At 62.2% G+C, this 26,074-nt stretch carries 23 protein-coding genes; 14 read left to right on the top strand and 9 right to left on the bottom strand.

Annotated features, from left to right (window positions below; all coding sequences use genetic code 11):
- Window positions 1-11: 11 nt before the first annotated feature.
- The 3 genes from Q5Y75_RS25265 to Q5Y75_RS25255 all read left to right on the top strand — a co-directional run bounded on the left by Q5Y75_RS25265 (window position 12) and on the right by Q5Y75_RS25255 (window position 1,983).
- Window positions 12-776, top strand: coding sequence for an EcsC family protein (locus Q5Y75_RS25265; RefSeq protein WP_306202768.1), 765 nt, complete (start codon window positions 12-14; stop codon window positions 774-776).
- Window positions 777-887: 111 nt separating this feature from the next.
- Window positions 888-1,343, top strand: coding sequence for a DUF1178 family protein (locus Q5Y75_RS25260; RefSeq protein WP_306202766.1), 456 nt, complete (start codon window positions 888-890; stop codon window positions 1,341-1,343).
- Between the two features lies 1 nt (window position 1,344).
- Window positions 1,345-1,983, top strand: a complete 639-nt coding sequence (locus tag Q5Y75_RS25255; RefSeq protein WP_306202764.1) for an SDR family NAD(P)-dependent oxidoreductase — start codon at window positions 1,345-1,347, stop codon at window positions 1,981-1,983.
- On the opposite strand, the gene Q5Y75_RS25250 is transcribed toward Q5Y75_RS25255, so the two are convergent.
- Window positions 1,977-2,333, bottom strand: coding sequence for a hypothetical protein (locus Q5Y75_RS25250; RefSeq protein WP_306202762.1), 357 nt, complete (start codon window positions 2,331-2,333; stop codon window positions 1,977-1,979). The genes Q5Y75_RS25255 and Q5Y75_RS25250 overlap by 7 nt on opposite strands.
- A 192-nt stretch (window positions 2,334-2,525) precedes the next feature.
- Between Q5Y75_RS25250 and Q5Y75_RS25245 the strand changes: the two genes are divergently transcribed.
- The 5 genes from Q5Y75_RS25245 to Q5Y75_RS25225 all read left to right on the top strand — a co-directional run bounded on the left by Q5Y75_RS25245 (window position 2,526) and on the right by Q5Y75_RS25225 (window position 10,105).
- On the top strand, window positions 2,526-3,764 hold the full coding sequence (locus Q5Y75_RS25245; RefSeq protein WP_306202760.1) for an aspartate kinase: 1,239 nt from the start codon (window positions 2,526-2,528) through the stop codon (window positions 3,762-3,764).
- A gap of 48 nt (window positions 3,765-3,812) precedes the next feature.
- Window positions 3,813-6,056: a phosphoenolpyruvate--protein phosphotransferase gene (gene ptsP / locus Q5Y75_RS25240; protein WP_306202758.1), complete on the top strand. Its 2,244-nt coding sequence runs from the start codon at window positions 3,813-3,815 to the stop codon at window positions 6,054-6,056.
- A gap of 152 nt (window positions 6,057-6,208) precedes the next feature.
- Window positions 6,209-7,660, top strand: coding sequence for a glucose-6-phosphate dehydrogenase (gene zwf / locus Q5Y75_RS25235; RefSeq protein WP_306202756.1), 1,452 nt, complete (start codon window positions 6,209-6,211; stop codon window positions 7,658-7,660).
- 1 nt (window position 7,661) lies between these two features.
- Window positions 7,662-9,473, top strand: coding sequence for a phosphogluconate dehydratase (edd, locus tag Q5Y75_RS25230; protein ID WP_306202754.1), 1,812 nt, complete (start codon window positions 7,662-7,664; stop codon window positions 9,471-9,473).
- On the top strand, window positions 9,473-10,105 hold the full coding sequence (locus Q5Y75_RS25225; protein WP_306202752.1) for a bifunctional 4-hydroxy-2-oxoglutarate aldolase/2-dehydro-3-deoxy-phosphogluconate aldolase: 633 nt from the start codon (window positions 9,473-9,475) through the stop codon (window positions 10,103-10,105). The genes edd and Q5Y75_RS25225 overlap by 1 nt, the downstream gene beginning before the upstream one ends.
- Before the next feature lie 7 nt (window positions 10,106-10,112).
- On the opposite strand, the gene Q5Y75_RS25220 is transcribed toward Q5Y75_RS25225, so the two are convergent.
- On the bottom strand, window positions 10,113-11,969 hold the full coding sequence (locus Q5Y75_RS25220) for an ABC transporter ATP-binding protein (protein WP_306202750.1): 1,857 nt from the start codon (window positions 11,967-11,969) through the stop codon (window positions 10,113-10,115).
- A 165-nt stretch (window positions 11,970-12,134) separates the two neighbouring features.
- Here Q5Y75_RS25220 and Q5Y75_RS25215 point away from each other — a divergent pair, with 165 nt between their 5' ends.
- Complete coding sequence (locus tag Q5Y75_RS25215; RefSeq protein WP_306202747.1) at window positions 12,135-13,343, top strand: pyridoxal-phosphate-dependent aminotransferase family protein; 1,209 nt, start codon at window positions 12,135-12,137, stop codon at window positions 13,341-13,343.
- On the opposite strand, the gene Q5Y75_RS25210 is transcribed toward Q5Y75_RS25215, so the two are convergent.
- Together Q5Y75_RS25210 and Q5Y75_RS25205 are read right to left on the bottom strand one after the other, a co-directional pair.
- Window positions 13,340-13,522 carry a hypothetical protein gene (locus tag Q5Y75_RS25210; protein WP_306202745.1) on the bottom strand — a complete coding sequence of 61 codons (183 nt, stop codon included), beginning with the start codon at window positions 13,520-13,522 and terminating at the stop codon, window positions 13,340-13,342. The genes Q5Y75_RS25215 and Q5Y75_RS25210 overlap by 4 nt on opposite strands.
- Before the next feature lie 42 nt (window positions 13,523-13,564).
- On the bottom strand, window positions 13,565-14,686 hold the full coding sequence (locus tag Q5Y75_RS25205; RefSeq protein WP_306202743.1) for a pyridoxal phosphate-dependent aminotransferase: 1,122 nt from the start codon (window positions 14,684-14,686) through the stop codon (window positions 13,565-13,567).
- On the opposite strand from Q5Y75_RS25205, the gene Q5Y75_RS25200 reads away from it, so the two are divergent.
- The 3 genes from Q5Y75_RS25200 to Q5Y75_RS25190 are packed head-to-tail and all read left to right on the top strand — an operon-like array spanning window position 14,685 to window position 17,079.
- Window positions 14,685-15,863 (top strand): SMP-30/gluconolactonase/LRE family protein, encoded by a 1,179-nt coding sequence (locus tag Q5Y75_RS25200; protein WP_306202741.1) that lies wholly within the window; start codon window positions 14,685-14,687, stop codon window positions 15,861-15,863. The genes Q5Y75_RS25205 and Q5Y75_RS25200 overlap by 2 nt on opposite strands.
- 57 nt (window positions 15,864-15,920) lie before the next feature.
- Window positions 15,921-16,703 (top strand): crotonase/enoyl-CoA hydratase family protein, encoded by a 783-nt coding sequence (locus Q5Y75_RS25195; protein ID WP_306202739.1) that lies wholly within the window; start codon window positions 15,921-15,923, stop codon window positions 16,701-16,703.
- Window positions 16,704-16,713: 10 nt separating this feature from the next.
- The gene (locus Q5Y75_RS25190; protein ID WP_306202738.1) at window positions 16,714-17,079 is read left to right on the top strand and encodes a VOC family protein; all 366 of its coding nucleotides are present in this window, start codon (window positions 16,714-16,716) and stop codon (window positions 17,077-17,079) included.
- Here Q5Y75_RS25190 and Q5Y75_RS25185 read toward each other — a convergent pair.
- The 4 genes from Q5Y75_RS25185 to Q5Y75_RS25170 form a co-directional block, all read right to left on the bottom strand.
- The gene (locus Q5Y75_RS25185) at window positions 17,076-17,408 is read right to left on the bottom strand and encodes a DnaJ family domain-containing protein (protein WP_306202735.1); all 333 of its coding nucleotides are present in this window, start codon (window positions 17,406-17,408) and stop codon (window positions 17,076-17,078) included. The two genes, Q5Y75_RS25190 and Q5Y75_RS25185, sit on opposite strands and share 4 nt — an antisense overlap.
- A gap of 79 nt (window positions 17,409-17,487) precedes the next feature.
- Entirely contained in the window at window positions 17,488-20,640 is a 3,153-nt protein-coding gene (locus Q5Y75_RS25180) for a valine--tRNA ligase (protein WP_306202733.1), read from the bottom strand.
- Between the two features lie 131 nt (window positions 20,641-20,771).
- The gene (locus tag Q5Y75_RS25175; protein ID WP_306202731.1) at window positions 20,772-23,009 is read right to left on the bottom strand and encodes a xanthine dehydrogenase family protein molybdopterin-binding subunit; all 2,238 of its coding nucleotides are present in this window, start codon (window positions 23,007-23,009) and stop codon (window positions 20,772-20,774) included.
- A 3-nt stretch (window positions 23,010-23,012) separates the two neighbouring features.
- On the bottom strand, window positions 23,013-23,477 hold the full coding sequence (locus Q5Y75_RS25170) for a (2Fe-2S)-binding protein (RefSeq protein ID WP_306202729.1): 465 nt from the start codon (window positions 23,475-23,477) through the stop codon (window positions 23,013-23,015).
- A 98-nt stretch (window positions 23,478-23,575) separates the two neighbouring features.
- On the opposite strand from Q5Y75_RS25170, the gene Q5Y75_RS25165 reads away from it, so the two are divergent.
- Entirely contained in the window at window positions 23,576-24,154 is a 579-nt protein-coding gene (locus Q5Y75_RS25165) for a TetR/AcrR family transcriptional regulator (protein ID WP_306202726.1), read from the top strand.
- Window position 24,155: 1 nt separating this feature from the next.
- Here the strand turns inward: Q5Y75_RS25165 and kynU are convergent, their stop codons facing one another.
- Entirely contained in the window at window positions 24,156-25,349 is a 1,194-nt protein-coding gene (gene kynU, locus Q5Y75_RS25160; protein ID WP_306202724.1) for a kynureninase, read from the bottom strand.
- A gap of 139 nt (window positions 25,350-25,488) precedes the next feature.
- On the opposite strand from kynU, the gene Q5Y75_RS25155 reads away from it, so the two are divergent.
- On the top strand, window positions 25,489-25,938 hold the full coding sequence (locus tag Q5Y75_RS25155; RefSeq protein WP_306202722.1) for a methyltransferase family protein: 450 nt from the start codon (window positions 25,489-25,491) through the stop codon (window positions 25,936-25,938).
- Window positions 25,939-26,074 lie beyond the last annotated feature (136 nt).

Here is a 26,074-nt window from a genome sequence, read left to right as displayed (position 1 = left end):
GAGAGTTTCGGATGCATGATGTCATTACCCCGGCACCGGTCGATCTGGATGCCGAACTGGATCGGATCGCTGCCTGCTACAAATCCGCCGGAGGGGCCGGGGTGCAGATGCTCAACCTGCTGGGCGGCAAGGCCGAAGGGCTGCTGGACCGGCTGCCCGGACCGGTGCGCGCAGGGCTGTATAACGGCACGGAACAGGCTCTCAAGGTGGCGATGCAGGCCGCTCAGGGCTCTCGCCGGGCGGTGCCCGACCAGAAGCCTTGGGTCAATACCGCCGTGACCACAGCTATGGGCGCGGCAGGGGGCTTGGGCGGGATGCCGTCTGCTCTGGTGGAACTGCCGCTGACAACCACCATGCTGCTGCGCGCCATTCAGGGGGTTGCGGCGGTCGAGGGCTTCGATCCTGCCGCCGAAAATGTGCGGTTTGACTGCGTGCGCGTCTTTTCCGCCGCCGGACCGCTGGAGGTTGATGACGGGGCCGATCTGGGCTTTCTCTCGGTCCGTCTGACGCTGACCGGCACTGCGATGCAGAAGCTGATAGCGATGGTTGCGCCGCGGCTGGCCACCGTTCTGGGGCAGAAACTGGCGGCGCAGACCGTACCGCTGCTTGGCGCCGTAGCCGGGGCGGGGACGAACTATGTCTATACGCGCTATTATCAGCAGGTGGCGCATGTGCATTTCGGCCTGCGCAGGCTGGCCATCCATGCCGACATGCCGCAGCAGGATTTGGTCGCACTTCTCGCTGCAAGATTGAATCTTCCACCACCACACCAGTAGAGGATGCTCAATTTCCCCTGCGTCAATTCTGAGTTATCCTCGACAAGTTTATTTTGATGTTAAGCGCCCAGCTTGTATGACATAATCAGAACCTCGGGTTTTGGAAGTTAGATGATTCAATACGCGTTAAAATGTAGCCATGGTCACTGTTTCGACAGCTGGTTTCAGTCCGCAGCAGCCTATGACAAGCTTCGGGCAGCGGGCATGGTGTCCTGCGCGATCTGTGGTGATGTGCAGGTGGAAAAGGCGATCATGACGCCCCGCGTCCGCCCGGCCCGCAACGCGGCCGAAACTCCTAAACCCACGCCCGAGACACAAGATGCGGTACCGCTGAGCGTGCCGCGCAACGCCGCTGAACAGGCGCTTGCCGAGCTGCGCAAACGGGTCGAGGACACCTCCGACTATGTCGGGCGTGAATTTGTCAGCGAGGCGCGCAAGATGCATCTGGGCGATGCGCCCGCCCGCGCGATCTATGGTGAGGCCAAGCTGGACGAGGCACGCGCGCTGGTCGAGGATGGCGTGCCGGTCGCTCCGCTGCCCTTTATGCCGAATCGCAAGTCGAACTGACATGCATGTCCTGATCACCGGTGCCAATCGCGGCATTGGCCGGGCCTTGGCCGAACGCTATCGCGCGCACGGACATGCGGTCACCGGGACGGCGCGTGATGGCAGTGAGGCCATCACTCTGGATGTCACCAACCCGGAACAGCACGCAAGAATGGCTGAGACGCTTGCCGGGCGTGCGGTCGATCTGTTGATCTGCAATGCCGGGGTTTATCTGGACAAGGGGCACAGCTTTGATGATTACGACAGCGAAATCTGGGCGCAGACATTTGCGGCCAATGTCACCGGCGTGTTCCTGACCGTTCAGACGCTGTTGCCGAATCTTCGCGTCGCTGGCGGCAAGATCGCTGTGCTGTCCTCAATCATGGCGTCGCACACCCGCGCGCCGGGTGGCAGCTATGTCTACCGGGCCTCGAAAGCAGCGGTGCTCAATCTGGGGCGCAACCTTGCGGCGGATCTTGAGCCGCAAGGCATCGCGGTGGGCATCTACCATCCGGGCTGGGTGCGCACGGATATGGGCGGAACCGGTGCCGACCTACACGTGGATGAGGCCACGTCAGGCCTTGTCGACCGGTTCAACGCGCTTTCGCTTGCGACAACGGGTTGTTTCGAAACCTGGGACGGATCGCCGATTGCCTATTGAGGTTTGACGGCGTTTGCCGGGACCTCGAATACCTCGTTGGGCTCGATGAAGATCACCATGAGGTTTCCGCTGACCTCGTGGCTCATCGGCGAGGTGGAACTGGACGAGGTCGGCTCACCATTCTCGAAATAGATGCGGCGCACCTCTCCGGTGGGCAGTTGTACCGCCAGCGTGGCCCCTCCATCGTACTTGCGGCGCAATTCGGCGGGGCAATCGGCGATAGGCTGATCCACCAGCGCGGCGCAGGGCACCGTCCCCAATGCGTTCTGGCCGTCCGTGCCGGACACGGTCGCGGATTGTGCTGCGCCTTGTGTGGCGGCGAGCGTAAGGGCCAGAGCAAGAATACGCATGAGAAATCCTTTGGGCTTTTGATCGCCCGGACGGTGGCAGCCACCCCCGGCAATGTAAAGCGGGATGTTGCGGCCCTGCCTGTCCGCAGCGTCACGGGGCAGGTCCGGACCGGCATGCCCACTTGCCCTTGTGCGCCCCCTCGCATAAGACCCCACTGATCGCAAATCCAAGGCGCGGAGACGACAAGCCCTATGCCCACGCTCGTGATGAAATTCGGTGGCACCTCGGTGGCCAATCTCGACCGTATCCGCCGCGCGGCCAAACGCGTCGGTGTCGAAGTGGCCAAGGGCTATGACGTGATCGTCATCGTTTCGGCCATGTCGGGCAAGACCAACGAACTGGTCGGCTGGGTCGATGATACCTCGCCGCTTTATGATGCCCGAGAATATGATGCGGTTGTGTCCTCGGGCGAGAATGTCACTGCCGGTCTGATGGCGCTGACCCTACAGGAAATGGATGTGCCCGCGCGCAGCTGGCAGGGCTGGCAGGTGCCGCTGCTGACCACCTCCGCCCACAGCCAGGCCCGGATCGAAGAGATCCCGACCGAGAACATCAATGCGAAGTTCGCCGAAGGCATGAAAGTGGCGGTGGTCGCGGGCTTTCAGGGGCTCAGCCCCGAGGGTCGCATCACCACTCTGGGCCGGGGTGGCTCGGACACCACTGCCGTCGCCTTTGCCGCCGCTTTCGACGCTGAACGCTGCGACATCTACACCGATGTGGATGGCGTCTATACCACCGATCCGCGCATCTGCGACAAGGCGCGCAAGCTGGACAAGATCTCGTTCGAGGAGATGCTGGAACTGGCCTCGCTCGGGGCCAAAGTGCTGCAGACCCGCTCGGTCGAACTGGCCATGCGCTTTGGCGTGCGGCTGCGCGTGCTGTCCAGTTTCGAGGAACAATCCGATAATGCGGGCACGCTGGTCTGTGCCGAGGAGGATATTATGGAATCCAATGTCGTGGCCGGTGTGGCCTATTCCCGCGACGAAGCAAAGATGACGCTGGTCTCGGTCGCCGACCGCCCCGGCATCGCCGCCACCATCTTCACCGCGCTCAGCGAGGCGGGGGTGAATGTGGACATGATCGTGCAGAACATCTCGGATGAAGGGCGTACCGACATGACCTTCTCCTGCCCCACCGATCAGGTGACGCGCTCGGAAAAGGCGCTGCAGGAGATCAAGGATGCGGGCGAGCTGAACTATGCTGAGCTGGTTGCTGACGAAGACGTCGCCAAGGTTTCGGTGGTGGGGATCGGAATGCGGTCACAATCAGGGGTTGCGGCCAAGATGTTCAAGATACTTTCTGATGAAGGAATCAACATCCGCGTCATCACAACCTCCGAGATAAAGATTTCGGTTCTGATTGATCGGAAATACATGGAACTTGCTGTTCAGGCGCTGCATGATGCGTTTGACTTGGACAAGGCAGCCTGAGGCAGACACGCCCTAAGGCCGCCGGTCAAATCAGATTGAACGGGGCCCATGGCAGATAGTACGGAAAGCGGATCCAGAAAACTCCTCGGGCGTCTGCGCGAGGCCATGGCCAGCGATTCCGCTGGTCAGGAACGTCTGGACAAAATCACCCATCTGATTGCCAACAGCATGGGCACAGAGGTCTGTTCCATCTACCTGTTCCGGGATGAGGATACGCTGGAGCTTTGCGCAACCGAAGGCTTGAAAGCGGAGGCCGTGCACCAGACCCGGATGCGGATGGGCGAGGGGCTGGTTGGCCGGGTTGCCCGCTATGGCAAGGTTGTGAACACGCCCGATGCGCCTGCGGCCAAGGGCTTCCGCTTCATGCCAGAAACCGGCGAAGAGCGGTTTTCCTCTTTCCTCGGCATCCCGATCCAGCGGCTTGGAGAGAAGCTGGGCGTGCTGGTCGTGCAGTCCCGCGACACGCGTGAATACCTCGCCGATGAGGTCTATGCGCTGGAAGTGGTGGCCATGGTTCTGGCCGAGATGACCGAGCTTGGTGCCTTTGTCGGCGAGGGCGCGGCCCTGTCGCCCTTGCACCAGCAATCGGTGCTTTTGCGTGGCGGCACGGGTCAGGAAGGCACTGCCGAAGGGCATGTGTGGCTGCACGAGCCGCGTGTTGTCATCACCAATCCAATCGCGGATGACCCTCATGCCGAGCATGCCCGTCTCAAAGAAGCGGTCGAAGAGCTGCGGGTCGGCGTCAACAAGATGCTTGAGATGTCGCAGAACGGTGACAAGGAGCAGTTGCAGGTTCTCGAAGCCTATCGGATGTTTGCTAATTCCAAAGGCTGGATGCGCCGGATGGAGGAGGATATCGCGCGGGGGTTGAGTGCTGAGGCTGCCGTTGAAAAGGAACAATCCCAGGCGCGCGCCCGGATGGAGCAGGTGTCGGACGCCTATCTGCGCGAACGGCTGGCGGATCTGGATGATCTCAGCAACCGGTTGCTGCGGATTCTGACCGGGCAGGGCAAAGAGACCGGCGTCGATCTGCCGCCCGATCCGATTCTGATCGCGCGCAATATCGGGCCTGGCGAGTTGCTGGAATATGGACGGTCCCTGCGCGGGATCGTGCTGGAGGAAGGGTCGGTCGGCAGTCACGCCACCATCGTCGCACGCGCGCTGGCCATTCCGCTGGTGGTTCACGCCAAGCGCATCACGACCGAGGCGCTGAACGGCGATCACATCATGGTCGATGGCGATCAGGGCATCGTGCATCTGCGCCCGGATGACACCGTGGTGACCGCCTTCCGCGACAAGATCGCGATGCAGGCCGAAGCGCAGGAACGCTATGCCTCGATCCGGGATAAGCCTGCGATCACCGTTGATGGCAAGCAGATCAGCCTGGTGATGAATGCCGGGTTGATGGCGGACCTGCCCTCACTGCCCAGTTCCGGGGCCGAAGGGGTCGGGCTGTTCCGGACCGAATTGCAGTTTCTGGTGCGCAACCAGATGCCCAGACGCTCGGAACTTGTGGCGCTTTACAGCCGGGTGCTGGACGCGGCGAGCGGCAAGCGTGTGGTGTTCCGCACGCTCGATATCGGCTCCGACAAGGTTCTGCCTTATATGAAACCCACGGATGAACCGAACCCCGCGCTGGGCTGGCGCGCGATCCGGGTTGGGTTGGACAAGCCGGGCATCATGCGGATGCAGTTGCAGGCCCTGATCCGGGCCGCAAACGGGCGGCCGCTGACCATTATGTTCCCCTTTGTCGCGCAGGCTGACGAATACCGCACGGCCCGCGCCGAGGTCGACAAGACCATCGCTCTGGAGGAGCGGCTGGGCCATGTGCTGCCCGAAACGCTGGAGGTGGGGGCGATGCTGGAAACCCCCTCGCTTGCCTTCGCGCCGCAGAAATTCTTTGACGAGGTCGGGTTCCTGTCCATCGGCGGCAACGATTTGAAGCAGTTCTTCTTTGCCGCCGACCGCGAGAACGAGCGCGTGCGCCGCCGCTATGACACACTGAACGTGAGCTTCCTCAGCCTGATCGAACGGATCGTGGAACGCTGTGCCATATCGGGCACGTCGTTGAGTTTCTGTGGCGAGGATGCGGGCCGCCCGGTCGAGGCGGTGTGCCTGGCCGCGATGGGGATGCGGACGCTGTCCATGCGCCCGGCCTCTATCGGACCGGTCAAAAGCCTGCTGTTGCGGACAAACCTTGATGATCTGCGCAAGGTCATCCTCGATGCCCGCCATCGAGGGGAACAAAGCGTGCGCCCGGCGGTGATGGAATGGTTTCGGCAGAACCGATAACCGGCGGCGAGACGGGGCTTTGGACCGTTTGAGTGAGTTCACTCTTGCAATTCGGGTTCAGATCGGCAATTAAGCCGGTGAATGTTATCGCTAACAGTGACCGCTATGCGGCGGGTAGCAACCCGCCTGCAGGCCAGAACCGGAGCCAAGCCATGGTGTCGCGTGTCATCCCCGTGGACCCCTTTGACCTCGTCCTGTTCGGTGCGACCGGTGATCTGGCGAAACGCAAGATCTTGCCGGGTCTGTTTCACCGCTTCGAGGTCGGTCAGATGCCGCCCGAAGCGCGCATCATCGGTTCCGCCCGGACCGAGATGGATGCAGAGGCGTTTCGTCAGGCCACCAAAGACGCCATCGAGCAGTTCACGCCCGACAGCCCGACTCGCGCCAAGACATTGGCGGCGTTCCTTGAGCGTCTGGATTATGTGACGGTCGATGTCTCCTCCGAACAGGGTTGGCAGGAATTGGCGCAGACACTCAGGCCGGATGTGGTGCGGGCCTTCTACCTCTCGGTCGGCCCCTCGCTTTTTGCCGATATCGCTGGGCGCCTGCACGATTGCGGTCTGGCCACGCCGGACAGCCGGATCGTCGTTGAAAAACCCTTTGGCCGCGATCTGGCCTCGGCCCGTGCCCTGAACGAAGGGCTGCGGGCCTGTTTCGAAGAGCATCAGATTTACCGGATCGACCATTATCTGGGCAAGGAAACGGTGCAGAACCTGATGGCGCTGCGCTTTGCCAACTCGCTGTTCGAGCCGCTCTGGAATGCCACCCATGTGGACCATGTGCAGATCACGGTGGCCGAAAGCATCGGTATCGACGGGCGCGGGGCCTATTATGATCAGTCCGGCGCGATGCGGGATATGGTGCAGAACCATCTGGTGCAGCTCTTGTGCCTGACCGCGATGGAGCCACCCTCGAAATTCACGCCCAACGCGGTGCGTGACGAAAAGGTCAAGGTGATCGAAGCGCTGGAACCGGTTGACTCCGCCGATATCGCGCGTGGCCAGTACCGGGCCGACACGGGCGGCGACAGCTATCGCGACCACGTCGGCAATCCCGCCAGCAATACCGAAAGCTTCATCGCTATGAAGGTCAGCGTCGCCAATTGGCGCTGGTCCGGCACGCCGTTTTATCTACGCACGGGCAAGCGGCTGCGGGCGCGGGAATCCGAGATCGCTGTGGTGTTCCGGGACCCGCCCCATACGATCTTCCCCAATGTGGGTCGGTTGCGCGGCAACGTTCTGGTAATCCGCCTGCAACCGGATGAGGGGATCACCCTGCGCACCACGATCAAGGACCCCGGACCGGGCGGATTGCGCCTGTCCGAGGTGTCGCTGGATATGAGCTTTGCCGAGGCGCTGGGCGCGGATATGCGTCAGCAGGACGCCTATGAGCGGTTGGTGATGGATGTGATCCGCGGCGATCAGACGCTGTTCATGCGCGGCGATGAGGTCGAGGCGGCCTGGGCCTGGGTTGATCCCATCATCCGAAACTGGGAAGAAAGCGGCGATCGGCCAGCAGCTTATGATCCGGGCAGTTCCGGCCCCGAAGAAGCGCTTATGCTGATGCATCGTGACGACCGCCGCTGGCGCCATATAGGAGGGTGACATGGACGTGCACCGCACCATTGACGATGTGACCCGGCGCATCATCGAGCGCAGCGCCCCTTCGCGCGACCGCTATCTGGACCGGATGGATCAGGCCGCCAGCAAAGGTCCGGCGCGCGCCCATCTCAGCTGTAGCGGGCAGGCGCATGCCTATGCCGGGGCGGGATCGGACCAGCAGGCGCTGGCCACCGGCTCGGCGGGCAATCTGGGGATTGTGACCACCTATAACGACATGCTCTCGGCGCATCAGCCATTTGAACGCTTCCCCGATCTGATCCGGTCGGCTGCCCGTGACGCGGGCGGCACGGCGCAGGTGGCGGGCGGGGTTCCGGCCATGTGCGATGGTGTCACGCAGGGCGAGGCGGGGATGGAACTATCGCTGTTTTCGCGTGATGCGATTGCGATGGCGACCGGCGTGGCGCTCAGCCACAACACCTTTGATGCGGCCGTGTTTCTGGGGGTCTGCGACAAGATCGTTCCGGGGCTTGTCATCGCGGCGCAAAGCTTTGGTCATTTGCCTGCCGTGTTCCTGCCCGCCGGTCCGATGACCAGCGGCTTGCCCAATGACGAAAAGGCCAAGGTGCGCCAGCAATTCGCCACCGGAGAGGTCGGGCGCGACGCGCTGATGGCCGCCGAGATGGCCGCCTATCACGGGCCGGGCACCTGCACCTTCTACGGCACGGCGAATACAAACCAGATGCTGATGGAGTTCATGGGGTTGCACCTGCCCGGTGCCAGCTTTGTGAACCCCAACACGCCCCTGCGCGACGCGCTGACTGAGGAGGGCGCGAAACGCGCCCTGTCGCTAAGCGCGCTGGGCAACAATTACACACCTGCCTGCAAGGTTCTGGATGAGAAGGCTTATGTGAACGGCATCGTCGGGCTGATGGCCACAGGCGGGTCCACCAATCTGCTCATCCATCTGCTGGCGATGGCGCGCGCAGGTGGTATCCATCTGGATTGGCAGGACTTTTCCGAGATTTCCGAAGTCGTGCCGCTGGTCGCGCGGGTCTATCCCAACGGGTTGGCGGATGTGAACCATTTCCACGCCGCTGGTGGGTTGGGCTACACCATTCATACCTTGATGGACGAAGGCCTGCTGCATCCCGACACCACCACCGTGGCGGGGCAGGGGCTGGCTGAATATACCCGCGAGCCCAAGCTGATCGATGGCGCGCTGGTCTGGCAGGATGGTGCAGGCACGTCGCTGAACGAAAAGATCCTGCGCCCCGCAGCAGACCCGTTTCAGGGCACTGGCGGTCTGTCGCGGCTGACCGGGTCGCTCGGCACCGGGGTCATGAAAGTCTCGGCGGTTGCGCCCGAACATCGCATCGTCGAAGCGCCCGCGCGTATCTTCAACGATCAGGAAGAGGTGAAAGCGGCGTTCAAGGCCGGAGAGTTCACTGGCGACGTGGTCGTCGTTGTGCGCTTCCAGGGGCCAAGGGCCAATGGCATGCCAGAACTGCATTCGCTGACGCCGGTACTATCGATCCTGCAGGGTCGGGGGCAGAAGGTGGCACTGGTCACCGATGGCCGGATGTCCGGGGCCTCGGGCAAGGTGCCCGCCGCGATCCATGTCTGTCCCGAGGCGCTGGATGGTGGCCCAATCTCCCAATTGCAGGACGGCGATCTTATCCGGGTGGATGCGGTCTCGGGTGATCTTGAGATCCTGACCGAGGGGGTGCTGGACCGTGATCCGGTACAGGCCGACCTGAGTGGAAACGAATTCGGCACCGGGCGTGAGATGTTCGCCCTGTTCCGCCGCAATGTGAGCCGTGCCGATGCCGGCGCAACCGTATTTGGAGACTTCTGATGGTATCGAAATCCACCCGCGCTCGTGAAATCTGCGCACTCGCACCCATCGTTCCGGTTCTGGTGGTCGATGACGTGGCACATGCAACGCCGCTGGCGCAGGCACTGGTGTCGGGGGGCTTGCCCGCGCTTGAGGTGACCCTACGCACCCCTGCTGCACTGGATGTGATCCACGCCATGTCACAAGTGCCGGGCGGCGTGGTTGGGGCAGGCACTTTGATGACGCCGGATGACGTGCACGCTGCAAAGGCCGCGGGGGCGCAGTTCGGTGTCTCTCCCGGTGCGACGGATGCTTTGATCGCGGCTTGCGAGGCTGAGGATCTGCCGCTGCTGCCGGGGGCCGCCACCGCCAGCGAGGCTATGCGCCTGCTGGAGGCGGGCTATGACATGCTCAAGTTTTTCCCGGCCGAGGCGTCGGGCGGCGCACCTGCTCTGAAAGCCATCGGCGCGCCGCTGCCGCAGATCTCGTTCTGCCCCACCGGGGGCGTTTCGCCCTCCAACGCGCAAAGCTACCTGTCACTGTCCAATGTGGTCTGTGCCGGGGGCAGTTGGGTGGCCCCGAAAGACAAGGTTCAGGCCGGTGACTGGGCCGGTATCGAGGCGCTGGCCCGCGACGCCGCCGCGCTGGGCTGAGGGCACCTCAGCTCGCCAGTTTGTTCACCATGCGCCGGAACCAGGTTTCCTTGGGGGCGCCCAGATGCGGGGCTTTCGGGGTCAATGCGTCGACGCCTGCCTGATCCACGACCGTCAACCCGTCCTGGAACTGCAGCCGGTAGAGATCGGCATATATGCCGCCGCGCGCCAGCATCTCGTCATGCGTGCCCTGATCCACGACGCGACCGCGATCCATCACCAAGATCTTGTCGGCGTTGCGAATGGTCGAAAGCCGGTGGGCGATCACAATGGTCGTGCGCCCGCCCGATAGACGGTCCAGCGCTGCCTGCACCACTTTTTCCGATTGCGCATCCAGCGCACTGGTCGCTTCGTCCAGCAGCAGGATCGGCGTGTCGCGTAACAGCGCGCGCGCAATGACAACCCGCTGGCGCTGGCCACCGGACAAGGCCGAGCCGCGCGGGCCGACCTGCGTGTCCAGACCATTGGCCAGCTTGGGAATGAAATCCGCGACATGCGCGGCCTCCAGCACTTTCTGCAGGTCTTCCTCGGATACATCGGTCCGGCCCAGCAGAATGTTCTCGCGCACGGATTCGTCAAATAGCAGCGCATCCTGCGTCACCACGGCGAACAGCCCGCGCAGATCGGGAAAGCTCAACGCGTTGACCGGCACACCGCCAACAGTCACCTCGCCTTGCGCGGGATCAACAAGACGGGTCAAAACATTGAAAACGGTGGATTTCCCGGCCCCCGACGCCCCCACCAGCGCCGTGGTCTTGCCCGACTCGGCCACCAGTGACAGATCGCGCAGCACCTGCGCGTCGCCATAGCTGAGCGAAACATCTTTCAGCTCTACGCCCGGGCGGCCCTTGGGGGCAGGCTTGGGCTTGTCGGGCGGCAGCAGTTTGACCGGCGCATCCATCAACTGCTTCACACGCTCCAGGGCGGCGGCAGCGGCCTGCCATTTGCCGCTCATCGCCGCGATGCGCCGGGCCGGGTCAAAAGCCAGACCAATCGCGGTGAAAAAGCTCATGAACTGACCAACGGTCTTGTCCCCGTTGATGATCTCGGCCCCGCCATAAAGCAGAACGCCCATAAAACCGACACCGGCCATGACGTCGATAAGGGCGGTGATAGAGGCCGTTCCAATTGTCGATTTGATGCCGGCGCGGACGAACTTTTCGTTGCCTTGGGCAAAGCGGCTGACCTGATACTCTTCCAGGCTGTTCAGCTTGACCGGCGTGATCCCGTGAAAGGTCTCGTCCAGTCGCACCGCAAGCGATGCGCCAAGGTCGCGCACCTTCGAGGCCTGTTTCCTGACATAGCGCTGCGCTGCACCGATAGGCAGGAACATCAGCGGGATGCCCACCAGCATGATCGCGGTCCAGACCACGTCCACATTCATCGCAACGCCTAGCAGCACCACAAGCGAGACAACGTTCTTGCCCATACCGGTGATGATCATCTGCCAGACGGCATTGACGGACCCGACATCGGTCTGAACGCGCTGGATAAGGTAGCCGGGGGGATGGACCTGGTGAAAGGACGTGTCCTGCCTTACCATCTGCGCCAGCATGTCGATACGCAAATTCGCGGCCATCTTCTGTGACACGCGGGCCAGCAGAACCTTCTGGGCGACACCGGCCAGACCGCGTGTCGTGAAGATCAGAAAGAACACCACACTGACCCAGACCAGCGCGTCTTGGTTGCCCTGAACGAAGACGTTGTCGAACATGGGCTGCATCATGTAGCTGAGCGCGCCGACCATGCTGCCTTCGAGAATCATGAAGAACGAGGCAACCAACAATACCCAGCGATACCGCCGCAGATAGTCTGTCCAGACCCACGCAATGAGTTCGCGGGCGGTATAGATTGGTTTGCTCATAAAAGGGCCTTGTGAGGGAAAGGGTCGGAGAATGACATATGATTGGTCATGACGCGCCCATTTAAGCAGGTGGGGGGCACGTTGCAAGCTGTTGGGGTTGCAGCTCGGGCATTGACGCAGCATCACGGCCCCCTAGTGTGTACAAAAAACACCAGAGGTTTCAGCATGATCGACGGATTCAGCCTGTCCCATGGGCGCAGTTATCTGGCCATTCCCGGCCCCTCGGTGATGCCCGATGCGGTGCTGCGCGCGATGCACCGGGCCTCACCCAATATCTACGAAGGCGAGTTGGTCGACCTGACCCATGCGCTGATCCCGGATCTGTTGCGGGTGGCGCGCAGCGACGGGGATCTGGCCATTTATATTGCAAATGGTCACGGCGTCTGGGAGGCGGCGCTTGCCAATGTCATCGCGCCCGGCGACCGGGTTCTGAGCGTCGCGACCGGCGCATTCGGCCAAGGCTGGGCTGAGATGGCGCGCGGGCTCGGGGCCGAGGTCAAGATGCTCGACTTCGGAACCCGATCGGGCTGGGACCCGGAGCAGGTGGCCGAGGCGCTGCGCGCAGACAAGACGCATCGCATCAAGGCCGTGCTTGCGGTGCATGTGGATACCTCCAGTTCCGTGCGAAATGACATCCCGGCGCTGCGCCGGGCGCTGGACGAGGCCGGGCATCCGGCGCTTCTGATGGCCGATTGCATTGCCTCGCTGGGCTGCGACCGGTTCGAGATGGACGCCTGGGGTGTCGATATCACGGTGGCCGCCTGCCAGAAGGGGCTGATGGTGCCTGCCGGTGTCGGGTTTGTCTTCTTCAACGACAAGGCGGCCTCGGTTCGCAGCGGCATGGAGCGGGTCTCGCGCTACTGGGACTGGACCACGCGGGTCGATCCGCCCCTGTTCTATCAGTATTTCGGAGGCACGCCGCCGACACAGCATCTTTTTGGTCTACGCGCCGCGCTGGACCTGATCCATGCCGAGGGGATGGAAAATGTCTGGCGGCGTCATGCGGTTCTCGCACAGGCAATCTGGGCGGCCTGCGACGTCTGGGGCAGTGCAGGCGCGCTTAGGTTCAACATATCCGATCCCGCGCAGCGCTCGCATGCGGTGACTGCGTTGCATCTGGACGGGGCAGATGGCACCCGCCTGCGGCACTGGGTCGAGCAGAATCTCGGCCTGACCATTGGCATCGGGCTGGGGCTGGCCGAATACCGGACGCCAGAATGGGACGGTAATTTCCGGCTGGGCCATATGGGCCATGTGAACGGGCATATGATCCTGGGATTGCTCGGCGGGATTGAGGCGGGCCTGACCGCGCTCGACATTCCCCATGGCAGCGGAGCGGTAGATGCTGCCGCACGCGTGATTGCGGGGCTCTAAGCGCGCCGACTTGCGCGCAGGCGCGAGATGCCGTGATTGAGCAGAGCCGCAAGCGCCAGCACCGCCAGCAACCCGTAGATTGCCCAGATCACGATAAAAATCCATGTCAGGTTGATCCCGGCCATGATCAGGGCGGCCAGAGTGTAATCCGGTGCGCGGGGTATCCTGTGGTCGTCCATGCTGATCCTGTCGGATTCCTGTGCCGTTGCTGGCGCAGGATATCAGCCCTTGGCGGCCCGGTCCAATGCACCTTCCAACGCACGGGGCAGGGCGGCAGCAAAGGCGTCCAGATCAGCGTCGGTTCCGCAGCTGATGCGGATACAGCGGTTCTGGGGGGCGGAAAACGGCATACGCACAAAAATGCCAAGCGCGATCAGGTTTTCAAGCACGCGCTTTGCAAATTTCGCATCACGCCCGCAATCTATGGCCACGAAATTGGCGGCGGAGGACAGCGGCGTCAGCCCGTTTTGTCGCGCAATCTCTGCGATCCGTTCCCGCGACCCGGCAATCCAGGCCGTCACATGGCTCAGCCACGCGCTGTCCTGCAAGGCCGCAAGGGCCGCGATCTGGGCCGAGCGGTTCATGCCAAAATGATTGCGCACCTTGTTGAAAGCCGCGATCAGCTCCGGCGCGCCGATCGCATAACCGACACGCGCACCCGCCAGCCCGTGCGCCTTGGAGAATGTGCGCATGCGGATCACCCGTGGATCATCGGCGGCTATCGCTGCCGCGGTCCCTTCGGGCGCGCATTCGATATAGGCCTCGTCCAGCACCAGCAGCGTGCCTTCGGGCAGCTGCTCCAATGCGGCAAGGATTCGGCTGCCGGAGTGCCAGCTGCCCATGGGATTGTCGGGATTGGCCAGATAGACCAGCTTGGCATCCGTCTCGGCGGCCTTGGTGAACAACGCCTCTGGGTCTTCGTGATCGTCGCGATAGGGCACCTTGTGCAGAACGCCGCCAAAGCCTGCCACATGGTAGTTGAAGGTGGGATAGGCCCCGTCAGAGGTCACCACCGCATCACCCGGCCCCACCATCAGGCGCACCAGATAGCCCAGCAGGCTGTCGATGCCTTCGCCAACCACGATATGGTCGGGGCTCACGCCATGATGTGCGGCCAGCGCCTGCCTCAGGTCGTGATTCTCCGGATCGCCATACATCCATAATCCGATGGCGCTGTCCTGCAACGCCGTGATGGCTTTGGGCGAGGGGCCGAACACGTTCTCATTCGCCCCGATCCGCGCCTCGAAAGCGGCGCCGCGCGCGCGCTCCTGCGTTTCCGGCCCGACAAAGGGAACGGTTGCGGGCAGGGATTGGGCAAGCGGGGTATAGCGCGGATAGGTCATGGCTGCAGATAAGCGGATCGCAGGCGGGGGAACAAGCCTTGCCTCGAACCCGGGCTTGCGCCAAGACTTGCCTGACCACAACGGAAGGGCAGGGATCGTGATGCGCATTTTGGGATCGCTGGTGGTCATCGCCATCGCCTATCTGTTGTTCTGGCCTGTTCCAGTCAACCCGGTTGCCTATGATCCGCCCAGAGCCCCGGGGTTCACGGGCGATTTCGCCGTCAACAGGGTGCTGGACCAGATGGAGCTGATCTCGCTGCCCGACGGCGAACTGGGTCCCGAAGATGTCGCGGTCACACCCGATGGCCATGTCTATACCACCAGCCTGTCCGGAGATCTTTTTCGCATTGACGGGCCGGAACCGGTGCGCATCGACACGCTTGGCGGTCGTCCGCTGGGCCTGAGGGGTGGGCCCGATGGCGCGCTTTACATCGCCGACAGCTTTCGCGGCCTGATGCGCTGGTCCGGCCCTGGTACGCTGGAAAGTCTGGTTTCCGAGATCGACGGCAAACCGGTGGTCTATGCCAACAACCTCGATGTGGCCCGCGATGGCACGATCTATTTCTCGAACTCGACGGACCGGTTCGATCCCGAGACAATGGGCGGGACAAAGCCGACATCGGTCATGGCGATCTGGGAACAATCCAACACCGGATATGTCGCCCGGCGCGACCCGGATGGCACGGTCAAGAAAATCGCGGAGGGGTTCGTCTATACCAATGGCGTGGCGCTGTCGCCGCAGGAGGATTTCCTGCTGATCTCCGAGACCGGGCGCGCGCGGGTGCATCGCCTTTGGCTGACCGGCGAGAAGGCGGGGCAGCAGGAGATCTTTTTCGACAACCTTCCGGGTTATCCCGACAATCTCAAGGCGCAGGGGGACGGGACCTATTGGCTGGCCTTTGCCAGCCCGCGCGTGCCTTCGGAAAAGCTGATGCCATACCCGTTCCTGCGCAAGGTGCTGTGGCGACTGGGACCTCTGGTGCGCCCGGCCCCCATCCGTCGCGGCATGGTTATCCAGTTCGATGGCGAGGGGAACATCCTGCGCAATCTGCAGGACCCGGAGGGGCGGCTGGGGATCACCACCAGCGCCAAGAAGATCAATGATACCTTCTATGTCATGACGCTGACCTCGCCTTGGTACGCGCGCATGCCAGCCGCCGACCTGCCGCCGCGTTAGAATGGACCGCCCCTCAGAACCCCATCATAGTAAGCGAACACCAGACCGGAGGATGATATGGCGCGCGTATCCGTCGAATATGAAAACCACGTAGCCCATGTGACGCTGACCCGTAGCGACAAGATGAATGCGCTGGATGACGCCATGGTCAAGGCCATCATCGCCGCCGGTCAGGAGGTCGCCGCCTCGGATGCGCGCGCAGTGGTGCTGTCGGGGGAAGGGCCAAGCTTTTGCGCGGGTCTGGATGTGGCCAGTTTCGCAGCCGCTGCTGGGCGCGATAATGAGGCCTGGTTGAATGCGCGCGACTATCACGACGCCAATGAGATGCAGGAAGTGGCGCTGGTCTGGCGGCGCGTCCCCGTGCCGGTGATCGCTGCGCTCAAGGGTGCGGTCTATGGCGGCGGGCTGCAACTGGCGCTGGGTGCGGATATCCGTATCGCCGCATCGGACACGAAACTGGCGATCATGGAGATGAAATGGGGCCTGATCCCGGACATGGGCGGCATGGTCCTGTTGCCGCATCTGATGCGCTCGGACGTGCTGCGCCAGATGGTCTATACCGCCCGCCCCGTCTCAGCCGAGCGCGGCGCGGATTGGGGACTGGTGACCGAAATCCATGACGACCCGCTCTCGGCGGCGCGCGCGCTGGCCGAAGAGATCGCCGGGAAATCGCCTTCGGCCATTCGCGCTGCCAAGCGGCTGATCGATCTGGCCGAACATGCCGGGCGTCAGGATGTCTTGCTGGCCGAAACCGCCGAGCAGCTCTCGCTGATCGGCAAGGCCGATCAGATGGAGGTCATCACCTCCAACATGCAAGGTCGCAAGCCCGACTTCAAATAAGGGTGTCGCTATGCCTCCGCCGCTGTCGCGTCTGGTGCTTTATACAAAGCGTATGGACGCGATGATCACGTTTTACGAGACCCATTTCGGATATCGCGCGGATCGGCGCGAGGGTGATCGGATCGTCGAACTTATCCCACCAGGGCGGGGCGCTCACCTGATGCTGCACCCCGCGGGCAAGGCCACGCGCGAAGGTCAGGTGAGCGTCAAACTGGTCTTTGACGTGCCCGATGTCGCAGCGTTCTGTGTGCAGGCGCGCGAAAGAGGGCTGGAATTCGGGGCGATCCACAAAGCTGACGGGTATGAGTTTGCAAATGCCAAAGACCCGTCGAAAAATGCGATCTCGGTTTCCAGTCGCGCCTTTGTCAGGCGCTAACGCATGAAGCTGTGTCGCGCGTCGCGGGCCATGTTATAGCGCATCTCCAGCTCCGCGATCCGCGCCATCGCCGCTTTGCGCGCGTCGGGATCGGTCAGGTTCGGATAATCCGCCCGCGCGGCATCCAGCTCTTTCTTGAGTGCGAACTCTTCCGGCAGAACCCCGGCCTGCGCCATGATCCGGTGCCCGGCCGCAAGCGCCGGGTCACTCATCGCTTCGCCCGAGCGGTCGGGCAGGGGCTGGCCTTCGCCTTGCAGCCCGTCAAGCTGACCCTCGGCCCTGGCCTTGAGGATCTGACGTTCGGCAAGATTTCGTGTGGTCCGTGTCATGGGTGCAGCCTAACGCAGAACCCCGCCGGGCGCGAGCGCGGCGGGGTTCGGAGCTTCCGTATTTGGTACGAGAAGAAGATCAGGCGATTTCAGCCAGACGGGCCAGCGCCTCGTTCAGCTTGGCCTCTTCCTCTTCACGGGCGGCGAGATTGGCCTTGGCCTCCGCCACAACCTCTTCCGGGGCCGAGGCGACGAATTTCGGATTGTTCAGACGCCCGCGCAATCCACCCAACTCCTTGGCCAGCTTGCCCTTGGCTTTCTCCAGCCGTTCCTTTTCGGCGCCGATGTCGATGATATCCGCCAGCGGCAGGCCAAAGGACGCGCCGGGGGCGGCGATGGAAATCGTACCCTTGGGCAGTTCATCCGCCTTGGTCAGGCTGTCGATCCGCGCCAGGCGCTTGATCAGCGCCACATTGCGCTCCCAGGCGGCCTGTCCATGCGCGTCGATCTCGGTCACCAGCATCGGCACATAGAGCCCTGCCGGAACCCGCATCTGCGCTCGGGCTGAGCGAGTGTTTTCGATCACCGAAATTACCCAGTTCATCTCACGATCCGCATCCAGATCGACCAGTTCGGTGCCATAGCTGGGCCAGTCGGCATGGACGATCATTTTCGCGCGGGTGCCGGTCAGGCCCCACAGCTCTTCGGTGACAAAGGGCATGATTGGGTGCAGCAGTACCATGCACTGATCCAGAACCCAGCGCATGGTGGCGCGGGTCTCGGCCTGTGCTTCGGCATCGTCGCCTTGCAGCAGCGGTTTGGACAGTTCCACATACCAGTCGCAGACCTTGCCCCAGACAAAGGCATAAAGCCCGTTCGCCGCGTCGTTGAAGCGGTAGCTTTCCAGCGCCGCGTCGACCTCTTCGCGCACGCGGGAGGTTTCGCCGATGATCCAGCGGTTCACGGCGGCTTTGGGTTTCAGGTCTGCAACATCCAGTTGCGGCACAGCGTCCGTAAAGACCTCGTTCATCTCGGCAAAGCGGACGGCATTCCAAAGCTTGGTGCCGAAATTGCGATAGCCGGTGATGCGCTCGCGAGACAGTTTCAGCACGCCGCCAATCGCCGCCATCGAAGCGTTGGTGAAGCGCAGCGCGTCGGCGCCGAATTCGTCCACGATCTCCAGCGGGTCGATGACATTGCCGATGGTCTTGGACATCTTCTTGCCCTTCTCGTCGCGGACGAGCTGGTGCAGATAGACGGTGTGGAACGGGATTTGATCGACCACGGCCAGTTGCATCATCATCATCCGGGCGACCCAGAAGAACAGGATGTCGAAGCCGGTGACCAGAACGTCCGTCGGGAAGTAGCGTTCCAACTCCTCGGTCTGCTCGGGCCAGCCCAGCGTGCCGATGGGCCAGAGGCCGGAAGAGAACCACGTGTCGAGCACGTCGGGGTCGCGCCAGACCGGGTAGACCAGCTTTGTCGGGTCCTGTTCAACCGCGTATTGGGCGAGGCTTTCCGCGAACTGATGAATCGCTTCCTGCTTGTCGGCAACCTCGACAACGCTTGCATGGCTCAGCGGGCTGGGAATATTGGCGTTGTCATCGAAGAACTTTTCGGTAACGGCCTCAAGGCTTGCGGCGCATTCCATGACATTGCCACGATGCAGCATGCCGCCTTCGTTCAGCAGGCGACCAAGTTCGACCAGATCAAGCGCGCCCTCATCCTCGTCGCTCTTGAAGTCTTCGGCGGACAGATCGAGACCATACCAGACCGGTATCTGATGCCCCCACCAGAGCTGGCGCGAGATGCACCAGGGTTCGATGTTTTCCAGCCAGTGGTAATAGGTCTTCTCACCCGACTCGGGGATGATCCTGACCGTGCCGTCCTTGACCGCGTTCAACGCAGGCCCAACAACCTTTTCGGCGTCGACAAACCACTGGTCGGTGAACATCGGCTCAATGACAACTTTCGAGCGGTCGCCGAAGGGCTGCATGATCGGCTTGCTCTCGACCAGCGGGACGAACGTTGCCGGATCGTCATCTTCGCCCAGCTTGGTGCCCAGAACCGGATCATCGGCGCGGGTCATGACGGCCAGACCGTCGGCGGTGATCTCTTCGACGACCTTTGCGCGCGCCTCGAATCGGTCGAGCCCGCGCAGGTGATCGGGGACGAGGTTGATCGCGTCGATCTCGTTCTCGGTGAACGCGCGTCCGCGTGCGTAGTCCTGCGCCTTGCCCGCTTCCTCGGCGTAGGGCGCGCCATCGGCTCGCATCGCGCCCTTGGTGTCCATCAGGCGGTACATCGGAATGCCGCCGCGCTTGGCGAGCATGTTGTCATTGAAGTCATGCGCGCCGGTGATCTTCACCGCGCCCGAGCCAAAATCTGGATCGGGGTAGTCATCGGTGATGATCGGAATTTGGCGGCGATGCTCTTTCGGGCCAACCGGGATTTCACAGAGTTTCCCGACGATTGGCGCATACCGTTCATCCGAAGGATGAACGGCCACCGCGCCGTCGCCCAGCATGGTTTCGGGCCGTGTGGTGGCGATCGAGATATAGTCGCGCTCTTCCTCAAGCACGATATTCCCATCTTCGTCCTTCTCGACATAGGTATAGGTCTCGCTCCCCGCCAGCGGGTATTTGAAGTGCCACATATGACCCGGAGTTTCGATGTTCTCGACTTCAAGGTCCGAGATTGCGGTCTCGAAATGCGGGTCCCAGTTGACCAGCCGCTTGCCGCGATAAATCAGGCCCTTTTCGTACATATCGACGAAAACCTTGATGACCGCGTCGTGAAAGTTGGCCGAGTTCTCATGGCCGGTGCGCGGATCTCCCGTGGCACCTGCCATAGTGAAGGCGTTGCGCGACCAGTCACACGAGGCACCCAGGCGTTTCAGCTGTTCGATGATCGTGCCGCCATATTCGCCCTTCCATTCCCAGACTTTTTCCAGAAATTTCTCACGCCCCAACTCGCGACGACCGGGTTGCTGGGTCAGCATCAGCATTTTTTCCACCTGCATCTGGGTGGCGATGCCTGCATGGTCCTGACCGGGCTGCCAGAGCGTGTCAAAGCCGCGCATGCGGTGCCAGCGGATCAGAATATCCTGCAGCGTGTTGTTGAAGGCATGGCCCACATGCAGCGCGCCCGTCACGTTGGGCGGCGGGATCATGACGGTAAAGCTTTCGTCGCGTGATTTGTTCGCGCCTGCCTTGAAGGCTCCGGCCTGTTCCCAAGCCTCATAGATGCGGGCCTCGGCCTCGGCCGCGTTGAATGTCTTTTCCATCGCCATGGGATGCGTCCTGCGTCAACGAATTCGGGTCAGGCCTGCAATAGCGAATGGGGTCGGGAAGGGGAAGGGCACTTGCCGCTTTTGCGCAAGCGAACGCACCGCCAAAGGTCCGGCGGTGCGTCCAACTTCGCTCAGATCAGCAGATCGAAGCTATGGGACAGCGGCAGCGTGCGTGCGCGCTGACCGGTCAGGTCAAAAAGCGCGTTGCCAAGCGCCGGCATCGCAGGCGGCGTGCCCGGCTCGCCCGCGCCGCCCATATGGCGGTTGGTTTCCAGCACCCGCACCTCGGTCACCGGGGCCGTGTGCATGCGGATCGCGTCATAGTCGGGGAAGTTATATTGCTCGACCTCGCCCTCCGCGAAGGTGATCTCACCATAGGCCGCCGCCGACAGGCCATAGATCATGCCACCGACCATCTGCGCCTCGACCGTGTTGGGATCAAGCGCTAGACCCATATCACAGGCAATCCAGGCCTTGTTGATGCGGATCGTGCCGTCTTCGTCAACCACCTCGATCACCTGCGCCACCGGCGTGCCAAAGCTGTAGCAGAAGCCGACGCCGCGCCCGACACCGTCAGGTGTCTCACCGCTCCAGCCCGACATTTCGCGCACCGCTTCAAGGCAGCCTGCCGATGGTGCATGTTCGGATTTCATCAACTCCAGCCGAAACTCCAGCGGATCACGCCCGGCAGCATGGGCCATCTCATCCAGGAAGGTGTCGTGGAAGAAGCCGTTGAAGCTGTTGCCGACCGAGCGCCAGAAGCCGACGGGTACTTGCAGATCAGTGACGTAGCCCCGGACCCGGTAGTTGGGGATCGCATAAGGCTGGTTGAACGCGCCTTCGACCAGCACCTTGTCCGGCCCGCCCGAGGGTACGCCGATCCGGCCCATCGCCTGATAGACCGCCGATTGCGCGGCGATCTGGCCGTCATACAGCACCGCCTTGCCGTCTTTCACCGCGCCGCGCATCCGGGCCATCGCGCCGGGGCGGTAGAAGTCATGGCGCATGTCTTCTTCGCGCGACCACGTGGTCTGGACCGGCACATTGGGCATCGCCATGGCGACCTTTGTGGCGATCTGGGTGTAGTCGAACTCGCCCTTGCGACCAAACCCGCCGCCCAGATAGGTGGTGTGCACATTGACCGCCTCGGTGTCGAGATTGGCTACTTCGGCTGCTTTTGACTGGATGATCGTGGGGGCCTGATTGCCGGCCCAAATATCGAGTGTCTTGCCGGTGAAGAGCGCGGTGGCGTTCATTGGCTCCATCGTGGCGTGGGCCAAATAGGGCAGTTTGTATGCCGCGGTGATCTCGGTCGCGCCCTCGGGCATCACGCTGACATCGCCATCGTCGCGCATAGCGGAATTGGCCTTGCCATCGAAACTGGCGGCGATCACGTCGAACAGGGCGTCGGTTTCCGGCGGGTAGGGGGCCTCGCCCCAGTCCACCTCGATGGCCTCGACCGCCTGCATGGCCAGCCAGGTGTTGGAGGCGATAACCGCAACGCCATTGCCCAGATCGACGATCTTTTCGACGCCGGGCATGGATTCGGCGGCGCTGGCATCGAAGCTGTTCATCTCGCCACCAAGTTTCGGGTTGATCCGCACGCTGGCGAATTTCAGGCCTTCGGGGCGCACATCGATGGCATATTCTGCGGTGCCGGTGGATTTTTCCACCATGTCCACACGCGGATGATGCTTGCCCAGAATGCGCCATTCGGAAGGGTCGCGCAGCTCAACATGAGGCGGATCGATCTGACCGGCAGCCACGGCCAATTCGGTATAGGGAATGGTTGTGCCATCCGGCGCGATGACCGCGCCCTTTGCGGTCTTCAGCAGGCCGCGGTCGACGCCAAGCTGATCGGCTGCTGCCTGCTTCAGGGTCTCGCGCGCCGTGGCCCCGGCCTCGCGCATGCGCTCGAACCCGTCCTTCATCGAGGTCGATCCACCGGTGACCTGCAGGCTCAGCACCTTGCCCAGCACACCCAGCGCCTCGGCCAGATTGTGCTGGAAATCGGAGATGTCATAGCCCTTGTTGGGCAGCGCTTCACCCAGCATGGCGCTGTTGTAGTATGCGGCGGCTGCTGGCCCATGCAAAACCCGGATATCGTCCAGTTCCACATCCAGTTCTTCGGCGATCAGGGCCGCCCATGTGGTCATCACACCCTGACCCATTTCAGCGCGCGGCGCAAAGAGCGTGACGCCCTCCTGATCAATCAGGACAAAGGGGTTCAGCGCGGTTTCGCCCTCCTGCGGCTTCAGCGGGTTGGGGGCGGGACGATTGACGTAATAGACGCCAAAGGCCACGCCACCCACGATGGCTGCTGACCCGATCAGGAAGGTACGGCGGAGGATTTTTCCAATAGATGCCATGGTTCACGCCTCCTTCAGCTTGCCAGCGGCGGTGTGGATCGCGGCGCGAATACGGGGATAGGTGCCACAGCGGCAGAGATTGCCCTGCATCGCCTCATCAATCTCGGCATCCGAGGGGCTGGGGTTTTCGGCCAATAAGGCGGCGGCCTGCATGATCTGGCCCGACTGGCAATAGCCGCATTGCGCGACCTGATGGTCTACCCAGGCTTGCTGGATCTTGGCCATCGCGTCAGGCGTGCCGACGCCTTCGATGGTGGTGACATCGCCCCAGACATCCGACAGGGCGACCTGACAGGACCGCACCGCTTCGCCATCGATATGCACCGTGCAGGCGCCGCAGGCAGCGACCCCGCAGCCGAATTTGGTGCCGGTCAGCCCGACCTCATCGCGCAGCACCCAGAGCAGGGGCACGTCCTCGGGCAAATCGACCTCATGAGCGGTTCCGTTGATGGTCAGGGATATTGGCATGGCGCGTTTCTCCGCATCGGCTGGGTCCTGACAAAAATAGCGAATTATGTCAAGGTGTCAATTGACAATATCAACACAAAATGTCAAAGACTGAATTCATGAAAGATTTGGATATCGATCCCAAGCAGAAAGCGATCCTTGAGGCAGCCTGGACCGCCTTTGCAACCTATGGCTATCGCAAGACGTCCATGGACGACATCGCGCGTGGGGCGGGTATGTCACGGGCGGCTGTTTATCTGCAGTATCGCAACAAGGATGATATTTTTCAGACGCTTGTGCGATATTGTTACGATATGTGCGCCGCCGCGCTTAGCGAGGCGCTGTCTCGGGGCGGCGCGGTGTCAGACGTGCTGGAGGCAGCCTTTCTTGCGCAGAGTGAGATTGTTGTGAAGCCGATGCTCAGTTCGGCGCATGGTATGGAATTGCTGGAGGCTGGGACCACGACATCGTCGGAAGCGGTTCATGAGGGCGAGGCAAAGCTGCGCGAGATCTACGTAGGATGGTTGAACCGGCTCGCAGATGAGGGTGCTGCGACTTTGCCGGGTAGCGCAGAAGATACCGCCGCACTGATCACGTCTTCGCTGAAAGGGGCAAAGATGACGGCCCGGTCTTACGAGGATTATTGCAGATCGGCGAAGCTGCTGGCCGTGCTGCTTGGCACTGGCATCACCAAATAGCTTAGGTCACCCGTTGTCGGATTTTGTAATCGTCGCGATCCCACAGGGCGCCGCGCATGATCTCGGACAGGGTCGCAACTGCCCTGTCGATGTCATTTTCGTCCAGAAACAGAGGCGCGATACCAAAGCGCATGATATCAGGCTCGCGGAAATCACCGATCACGCCGCGCGCAATCAACGCCTGAACCACCGCATACCCTTCGGCAAACCGGAATGAGACCTGACTGCCGCGCAGATCGGGATCGCGCGGGCTGGCAAGGTGCAACTCAGGGCATTGCGCTTCGACCCTGGCAATGAACCTCTCGCTCAGTTCAACCGATCTGGCCCGGACATCCGCCAGATCAACGCGATCCCAAACGTCCAGCGCCGCATCGAGCGCCGCCATCTGCAGAACCGGCGGGGTTCCGACCCGCATCCGCTCGATGCCCGGCCCGGCGCGATAGTCCAGATCAAAGGCAAAGGGCGCCTCATGGCCCAGCCAGCCGGACAGGGCGGGCAGCGCGTTCTGCGCATGACGTGGTGCGATGTAGATGAAAGCGGGTGCGCCGGGGCCTGCATTGAGATATTTATAGGTGCAACCGACCGCGAAATCCGTCCCGATATTTGCGACATCAACCGCATCGGCTCCGGCTGTATGCGCAAGATCCCAGATAGTTACGATGCCAAGCTCATGTGCTTTTGTGGTCAGGGCCTGCATGTCATGACGACGGCCGGTGCAGAAGTCGACCTCGGTCAGCATCAGCACCGCAACCTCGTCGCTTAGCGCGGCCTCGATCTGGTCCGGTTGCACCAATCGCAACTCATGACCCCGTCCCAGCGTGTCCAGCAGCCCTCTCGCCATATAAAGATCGGTTGGAAAGTTGCCGGTATCCGACAGAACCACGCGCCGGTCAGGGGTTAGCTCCAGAGCAGCGGCGAGCGCCTGATAGACCTTGATCGACAGCGTGTCGCCCACCACCACATGGCCGGGTTCCGCCCCGATCAAGTGACCGATCCGGTCGCCCAGATGCGTGGGCTGCGCCATCCAGCCTGCCTTGTTCCAGCCGGTGATCAGCATCTCGCCCCATTGCCCGCGCATGACGTCGTTCATGCGGTCGATGGCCGCAATCGGCAGCGGACCCAGCGAGTTGCCATCCAGATAGATCATGCCCTCAGGCAGATGGAACAGGGCTTTGGTGGCGGCGAAATCGGTCATCTGTGATCCTGTCGGCGGTGATTGCCGCGACGATGGCCTGCCCGGCGCCAGTGGGCAAGGGGTGCTGCGGCGTTGCGTCTTGGCGAAGCCGGGCGACAGATGTGGCAGATTGCGCGCAAATCACCCCGGAGGCCGAAAGATGAAATGGCTCGATATCCCACCGATCTGGCTGGTCGGCTTCATCCTGATTGCCTGGGCGCAGGCGCGTTGGGCCGCGTTCGGGTTCAGCCTTGGCGGGGCCTGGACCGATCTGCTGGGCGGGCTTTGCGTGGGTGCGGGGATTTTGCTGATGGTGCTGGCGCTGATGGAATTGCGCCGCTATCGCACCACACCGATCCCGCATCAGACGGCCTCGGCCCTGGTCACCAGCGGAATATTCTCGCGCACGCGCAATCCGATCTATCTTGGGGATGCGCTGATCCTGCTGGGCCTGATCCTGCGTTTTGACGCGGTTCTGTCACTGCCATTGCTTCCGATTTTCGTCTGGGTGCTAGAGCGCCGATTCATCCTTCCCGAAGAAAAAGCACTGCGCCGCACGTTCCGGGCAGACTTCGCGCGATACGCGCAAAAAACCCGGCGCTGGGTCTGAGAGAAATATGACCCAATGGCCAATACCAATGCTGCGCTTGCGAAATTTTGTTGCGCAATATAGGTCATGACACCGCAAACCGTTTCAATCTGCGTCCGGATGCAGACAGCCAAAGGGGGCCTGACAGGTGAAGATA

Source organism: Ruegeria discodermiae, assembly GCF_030758345.1.
GTDB lineage: Bacteria > Pseudomonadota > Alphaproteobacteria > Rhodobacterales > Rhodobacteraceae > Ruegeria_C.
This window is presented reverse-complemented; position numbering and strand designations above follow the sequence as displayed.

What these genes read in the sequence shown, in the direction of transcription:
- Q5Y75_RS25265 (WP_306202768.1), top strand. Translation starts at nt 12, where the DNA reads ATGCATGATGTCATTACCCCGGCACCGGTCGATCTGGATGCCGAACTG.
- Q5Y75_RS25260 (WP_306202766.1), top strand. Translation starts at nt 888, where the DNA reads ATGATTCAATACGCGTTAAAATGTAGCCATGGTCACTGTTTCGACAGC.
- Q5Y75_RS25255 (WP_306202764.1), top strand. Translation starts at nt 1,345, where the DNA reads ATGCATGTCCTGATCACCGGTGCCAATCGCGGCATTGGCCGGGCCTTG.
- Q5Y75_RS25250 (WP_306202762.1), bottom strand. Translation starts at nt 2,333, where the DNA reads ATGCGTATTCTTGCTCTGGCCCTTACGCTCGCCGCCACACAAGGCGCA.
- Q5Y75_RS25245 (WP_306202760.1), top strand. Translation starts at nt 2,526, where the DNA reads ATGCCCACGCTCGTGATGAAATTCGGTGGCACCTCGGTGGCCAATCTC.
- ptsP (WP_306202758.1), top strand. Translation starts at nt 3,813, where the DNA reads ATGGCAGATAGTACGGAAAGCGGATCCAGAAAACTCCTCGGGCGTCTG.
- zwf (WP_306202756.1), top strand. Translation starts at nt 6,209, where the DNA reads ATGGTGTCGCGTGTCATCCCCGTGGACCCCTTTGACCTCGTCCTGTTC.
- edd (WP_306202754.1), top strand. Translation starts at nt 7,662, where the DNA reads ATGGACGTGCACCGCACCATTGACGATGTGACCCGGCGCATCATCGAG.
- Q5Y75_RS25225 (WP_306202752.1), top strand. Translation starts at nt 9,473, where the DNA reads ATGGTATCGAAATCCACCCGCGCTCGTGAAATCTGCGCACTCGCACCC.
- Q5Y75_RS25220 (WP_306202750.1), bottom strand. Translation starts at nt 11,969, where the DNA reads ATGAGCAAACCAATCTATACCGCCCGCGAACTCATTGCGTGGGTCTGG.
- Q5Y75_RS25215 (WP_306202747.1), top strand. Translation starts at nt 12,135, where the DNA reads ATGATCGACGGATTCAGCCTGTCCCATGGGCGCAGTTATCTGGCCATT.
- Q5Y75_RS25210 (WP_306202745.1), bottom strand. Translation starts at nt 13,522, where the DNA reads ATGGACGACCACAGGATACCCCGCGCACCGGATTACACTCTGGCCGCC.
- Q5Y75_RS25200 (WP_306202741.1), top strand. Translation starts at nt 14,685, where the DNA reads ATGGCTGCAGATAAGCGGATCGCAGGCGGGGGAACAAGCCTTGCCTCG.
- Q5Y75_RS25205 (WP_306202743.1), bottom strand. Translation starts at nt 14,686, where the DNA reads ATGACCTATCCGCGCTATACCCCGCTTGCCCAATCCCTGCCCGCAACC.
- Q5Y75_RS25195 (WP_306202739.1), top strand. Translation starts at nt 15,921, where the DNA reads ATGGCGCGCGTATCCGTCGAATATGAAAACCACGTAGCCCATGTGACG.
- Q5Y75_RS25190 (WP_306202738.1), top strand. Translation starts at nt 16,714, where the DNA reads ATGCCTCCGCCGCTGTCGCGTCTGGTGCTTTATACAAAGCGTATGGAC.
- Q5Y75_RS25185 (WP_306202735.1), bottom strand. Translation starts at nt 17,408, where the DNA reads ATGACACGGACCACACGAAATCTTGCCGAACGTCAGATCCTCAAGGCC.
- Q5Y75_RS25180 (WP_306202733.1), bottom strand. Translation starts at nt 20,640, where the DNA reads ATGGCGATGGAAAAGACATTCAACGCGGCCGAGGCCGAGGCCCGCATC.
- Q5Y75_RS25175 (WP_306202731.1), bottom strand. Translation starts at nt 23,009, where the DNA reads ATGGCATCTATTGGAAAAATCCTCCGCCGTACCTTCCTGATCGGGTCA.
- Q5Y75_RS25170 (WP_306202729.1), bottom strand. Translation starts at nt 23,477, where the DNA reads ATGCCAATATCCCTGACCATCAACGGAACCGCTCATGAGGTCGATTTG.
- Q5Y75_RS25165 (WP_306202726.1), top strand. Translation starts at nt 23,576, where the DNA reads ATGAAAGATTTGGATATCGATCCCAAGCAGAAAGCGATCCTTGAGGCA.
- kynU (WP_306202724.1), bottom strand. Translation starts at nt 25,349, where the DNA reads ATGACCGATTTCGCCGCCACCAAAGCCCTGTTCCATCTGCCTGAGGGC.
- Q5Y75_RS25155 (WP_306202722.1), top strand. Translation starts at nt 25,489, where the DNA reads ATGAAATGGCTCGATATCCCACCGATCTGGCTGGTCGGCTTCATCCTG.